General features: G+C 66.5%; 4 protein-coding genes and 1 pseudogene. All 5 read left to right on the top strand.

What is annotated here, in order from left to right:
* A pseudogene (locus NA11_RS17995) lies at positions 1-514 on the top strand (hypothetical protein); the annotation flags it as partial.
* On the top strand, positions 511-708 hold the full coding sequence (locus NA11_RS18000; RefSeq protein WP_439957081.1) for a rubredoxin: 198 nt from the start codon (positions 511-513) through the stop codon (positions 706-708). The pseudogene NA11_RS17995 and the gene NA11_RS18000, both read left to right, overlap by 4 nt.
* Before the next feature lie 208 nt (positions 709-916).
* A complete protein-coding gene (locus NA11_RS18005; protein ID WP_069163090.1) occupies positions 917-1630 on the top strand; it encodes a rhomboid-like protein in 714 nt (237 codons plus the stop codon).
* 61 nt (positions 1631-1691) lie between these two features.
* Positions 1692-2378, top strand: coding sequence for an endonuclease NucS (nucS, locus tag NA11_RS18010; protein WP_069163086.1), 687 nt, complete (start codon positions 1692-1694; stop codon positions 2376-2378).
* A gap of 231 nt (positions 2379-2609) precedes the next feature.
* Positions 2610-2918: an Rv1322 family protein gene (locus tag NA11_RS18015; RefSeq protein WP_069163087.1), complete on the top strand. Its 309-nt coding sequence runs from the start codon at positions 2610-2612 to the stop codon at positions 2916-2918.
* The last annotated feature ends 1995 nt before the right edge of the window (positions 2919-4913 follow it).

Consider the following 4913-nt stretch of genomic DNA (forward strand, 5'->3'; position numbering starts at 1 on the left):
GACCGACCAAATCCGGCGCGCCCGGAGGACACCCACTCGGCGACCTACTGGTCCGTGGATAGACCGCCATCAGAACGGGATCGGGCTCGGCATCTTCGTCGGCTCGATCGTGGGTGTGCTCGGTGACGCCGCGCTCGATGCGATCGGTGTGTTGCCCTGGTGGGCAACGGTGTTGGTGACTGCGTTCTGGTTGTCGCTGTTGCACGAGCTCGAGCACGACCTCATCCATTCGATCAGCGGACTGCATTGCGGACTGTGGTATCTGACGATCGGTGTCCATCGCTACGAGTTCTTAGGCGGCAGTATCGCTTTCGCGGGGGCGTACCACGCCTTGAACTTTGTTGCGGTGACCTTGTTGGCCCCCAACATGATCCGTGACCCGTTCTACGTCCGCGAAGCGATCCGGGCCGAGTGTCAGGTGATCCTGCGCGAACACGGTGTCCGGTTCAATGATTTCGGCACCTTCCGCCGGGCCAATCGGTTCGGGTTCGCCGCCGCGGGAGTCGAGCCGTGATCGAGGACGGCGCGGCCGTCGGCATGGTCACCAGGCTGTGGATCTGCGTGACCTGCGGGATGATCTGCGACCCTGCCGAAGGGGATCCGGACGGCGGTATCGCGCCGGGTACGGCATTCGCCGACATCCCCGACGGGTGGGTGTGTCCGGTATGTGGCTCGCGGAAAGCGGACTTCATCCTGTACGAGGACTGACCGGCAGCGCCGGGATCGGCTCGGTCTGCCGGGTGCGGCAGGGTGTGGGAGAGTAGGGCACCGCATTCGGCGGCCGAGAGCGTTGGCTCGGGCTCGCTCGGCTTGTTCGGCGGCGATCGGTTTCGCAGCAATCTCACAGGGAATACCCGGTGCAGATGCGGCGGAGGCCTTGATCATGGAGAGGTACCGCAAGACATCGGAGGTGTACATGGCCGTCGCAACGGCAGCCGACGACCGGACGGTCGTCAGATCTCGCTGGTGGCGGCCACGGGTGCCTGCGACAGTCGGCTATCTGACTGCGCTGGTCGTGGTCACCTCGATCTTCTCGGTACTGAGCGATTCGGCGCAGACGAAGGTGGTGCTGCACGCCAGCACCAATCTGCAGAATCTGCTCAACGGGCGAGTTGTCACGCTGCTGTCGAGTGCGTTGGTGATCGGCGACGTCGGCGTCGCGTGGTTGATCATGCCGTTGCTTGCGTCTCTGCTCGCGCTGGCCGAACTGCGGTTCGGTGCGTTGCGGATGGTTCGCGTTTTCCTGGCCGGCCACGTTGGTGCGACGCTGCTGGTCGCGGCCGGGCTGTGGGTGTCCATCGAATTCGACTGGATGCCCGCGAGCGTGCGCTGGAGTGAGGACGTCGGCATCAGTTACGGGGCGATGGCCCTGATCGGGGCGCTGGTCTTCGTGGTGCCGCGGCGGATGCGAATCGGTTGGGCCGCTGTGTGGTTCGTCGGCGCCATCGGCGGCGTGCTGATCGGGCAGACGTTCACGAACGTCGGGCATCTGCTGGCGTTCGGCATCGGATCCGGCGTCGGGTACGCCATGATCCGCACCAAGAAGCCGGTCACCCGGCAGTTCACCAAGGTGGAGTGGGCGCTGCTCGGCATCAGCTCGGTGCTGGCCGGCGCTGTCCTGTTCGGCTGACGACACCGGTTCACCAAGGGGGATGGCAGCCCGCGGGATGGGTAAGCACTAGAGTGCTTGGGTGCGCCTAGTGATTGCTCGCTGTCAGGTCGACTACGTCGGGCGACTTACCGCCCACCTTGCGATGGCTCGCCGATTGCTGCTGATCAAAGCCGACGGCTCGGTCCTCGTCCATTCCGATGGTGGCTCGTATAAGCCGCTCAACTGGATGAGTCCGCCGTGCTGGCTGGAAGAGCGCGACGGTGACGCGGTGCCCGAGGGGGCGAAAGCCTTTTGGGTGGTCACCAACAAGGCGGGGGAAGAGCTGCGCATCACCATCGAGGACATCGAGCACGACTCCACGCACGAGCTCGGCGTCGACCCCGGTCTGGTGAAAGACGGTGTGGAGGCGCATCTTCAGGTGCTGCTCGCCGAGCACGTGCAGACCCTCGGCGCCGGATACACCCTTATCCGTCGCGAATACATGACCGCGATCGGCCCGGTGGATCTGCTTTGCCGTGACGCGGACGGCGCCACCGTGGCGGTCGAGATCAAACGTCGCGGCGAGATCGACGGCGTCGAGCAGCTCACCCGATACCTCGAGCTCCTGAACCGTGACCCGCTGCTCGCCCCGGTAGCGGGCGTCTTCGCCGCCCAGCAGATCAAGCCGCAGGCGCGCACCCTCGCCGAGGACCGCGGAATCCGCTGCCTCACCCTCGATTACGACGCCTTGCGCGGCACAGAGAGCACCGAGTTCCGCCTCTTCTAGCCAACCCGACGTCGGTTCGGATCGAGAGGGCACTGGTGTAGGTGGCTTCTCGGGCGATGCCGCCACCAGTTCCCAGTGATCAGTCGACCAATTCCAAAAGGGCCGCGGAAGGGGCGCGAGAGGTTTGGCTCCGGTGGATTCGAACTCGCGCGCCGGGGGTGACCGGTGGTGAGGAGTTGGGCGGGTTTGGGTGCTGAGGTGACGTGGTTCGCGAGCCCTTAGGCTGGATGTATGCCTCGTCGAAAGCCGCGCGCCGATCGTCAGGCGGGCCGCTCGGCATCGGGCGCTCCGCCACTCGGTGACGTCTTCGGCCGGACCGAGCCGGGCCCACACAGCGACGAAACCTACATCGTCCGCACCATCCCCGCCGCCCGCGCCCTCAAGACCTACCGATGCCCCGGCTGCGACCACGAGATCATGCCCGGCGTCGCCCACATCGTCGCCTGGGCCGCCTACGACGGCGAAGAAGACCGCCGGCACTGGCACCGCGGCTGCTGGAACGGCCGCCAAACCCGCGGCATCACCCGCCGCTGGTCCTAGCGCCTGGTTCCTGACTAGTCCCAGGTCACGAGTCGCTCGGCGAATTGCGCGCTCGGTCGCAGAGTTACCGGATGCTGCACAGCGGTCAAATCTGTCCCGCTCTGCGCTAGACCCAAGTCACGGTTCAGATTTCGGCTTGAGCCCTCGTTGCGCTCGGCCATGTCCCATCGACAACTGGTGGCTCCTCGAACGGGACACGGCAGCGGAGGCTACGGCGTGTCGACTCGGTCCTGTCCCGCTCGTGATGAGGTAGCTCGTCGAGTGGGACACGACTACGGAACCAGGTAGGGGAGTGCGCCGACCCCCCGCTAGCCAAAGTTAGGTAGCGGCCATTAGTTCCCACCTGCGCTTCCGTCGGCACGCGAGCTGCCGCAGTCGCGTTCTTCGTGAGTGCGCCTCCCTGGTAACGGCCTTCGGTGCCGTCGCCTGGTTAGCCGGATCCTCCTCGGGTTCGGTTCAGGCCCCGGATGGAGGTCCGGTTCGGGCTACGCCGATTCAGATTCTGAACGTCGATCGAGTTTCGTTTCGCGGTTAGGCCCAGTCCCTCGGCTCAGGCCCCGGTTCCAGTTCGGGCTCAGGCCTTTGCACCGGCTCGAGTTCGGGCTCCGGCTTACGTTCTGGTTCGGGCCCGTGGTCTGCCTGTGGCGCAGGTTCCGGGCTAGGCCAAGGCTCCGGCATAGGTTCGGGTTTCGGCTCTGGCTCCGGGCTCGGCCAAGGTTTCGGTTCCGGCTCGGGGCATGGGTCGGGGTCGAGTGGCGCGGGCTTGGAGTCGGGGTCCGGTGGTTCGGGTGTGGGGTCGGGATCGGGTGGTTCGGGTGTGGGGTCCGGATCAGGTGGCTCGGGCTTGGGGTCCGGTGGTTCGGGTGTGGGATCCGGATCAGTCGGCTCGGGCTTGGGTGGCTCAGGTTTGGGGTCGGGATCAGGCGGCTCGGGGCATGGGTCGGGATCAGGTGGCTCGGGCCTGGGTGGCTCAGGTTTGGGGTCGGGTTTAGGCGGCTCAGGTTTGGGCTCGGGTTTAGGCGGCTCAGGTTTGGGCTCGGGTTTAGGCGGCTCGGGCTTGGGTTCCGGCTTGGGTGGCTCGGGCTTGGGCTTCGGCTCGGGTTCCGGTGCAGGCTGCGGCTGCGGTTCGGGTTCTGGCTGGGGTTCCGGTTTGGGCTTGGGCCGCCACACCGAGTCGTCGGGCGGGGTGGCGGCATCGTATTCGGGGATGGGCGGGACGCTGAAATACCTTGGTGTGTAGGGGATCTTCGAGGTGGTGTCGGGGACCTCGTCGGGGGTTCGTTCGTTCTGGAGGTGTGGGGGACCTTCCTGTGGCTGTGCGCCCTGTGGGGCTTGTTCGACCCGCGGGACAGTGCCAGCGGTGGCCGGAGCTTGTTCGGGCGCCTCCGTGCGCGGTTCGGCCGGACGGGATTCGGGAGATTCTGCTCGGGGCGTAGCGCTCTGGGAGGCGTTCGCGGGTCCGGCTTCGACTCGTGGGTCGGTGCTTTGGCCGTGTTCGGGTGCTCCTGCACGGAGTTCGGGGCCCTGTGGCCGTGGTGTTGACCCGGCGGGTTTGGCGGGCGGCGTGGGCTGGGGGCGGTTCGCCTCGGACGACGGAGTGGTGTTTGTCGCGTTGGTGGTGCGACGTTCGGGTGCGTTGTCGCGACCGTCGGGAGTGGGGGTGCGTCCGTCGCCGGGCACCGGTCGTGAACTGCTGCCGTCGCCAGTGGTTGGGCTCGATGGCGTAGTAGCGGATGGCTGTGCGCCGTTGGGGAAAGGGGTGGTGACAGTGGGTTGTGCGCCGGTGGGGGTGGTGCCAGTTGGTTGTTCGCTCCCCTTGATGCCGGGATCGCTGGAACGTGTGCTGGTGCCGCCGGTTTCGTTATCGGCGCCGGAATGGTGCTCGGGCTGGATGCCTTTCGTGCCGCCGGGCTCACCGGTGTGCGACGTCGCTGTAGTCGGCTCGTTCAGTTGTGTTGGCGATTCCTGCCTCGACGGCGTCTCCGACCGTGGGCC

Origin of the sequence: Nocardia altamirensis NBRC 108246, from assembly GCF_001612685.1 — a bacterium.
Classification (GTDB): domain Bacteria; phylum Actinomycetota; class Actinomycetes; order Mycobacteriales; family Mycobacteriaceae; genus Nocardia; species Nocardia altamirensis.

Excerpts from the sequence above, each read along its gene's own strand:
- NA11_RS18005 (WP_069163090.1), top strand. The coding sequence starts at position 917 with ATGGCCGTCGCAACGGCAGCCGACGACCGGACGGTCGTCAGATCTCGC.
- NA11_RS18015 (WP_069163087.1), top strand. The coding sequence starts at position 2,610 with ATGCCTCGTCGAAAGCCGCGCGCCGATCGTCAGGCGGGCCGCTCGGCA.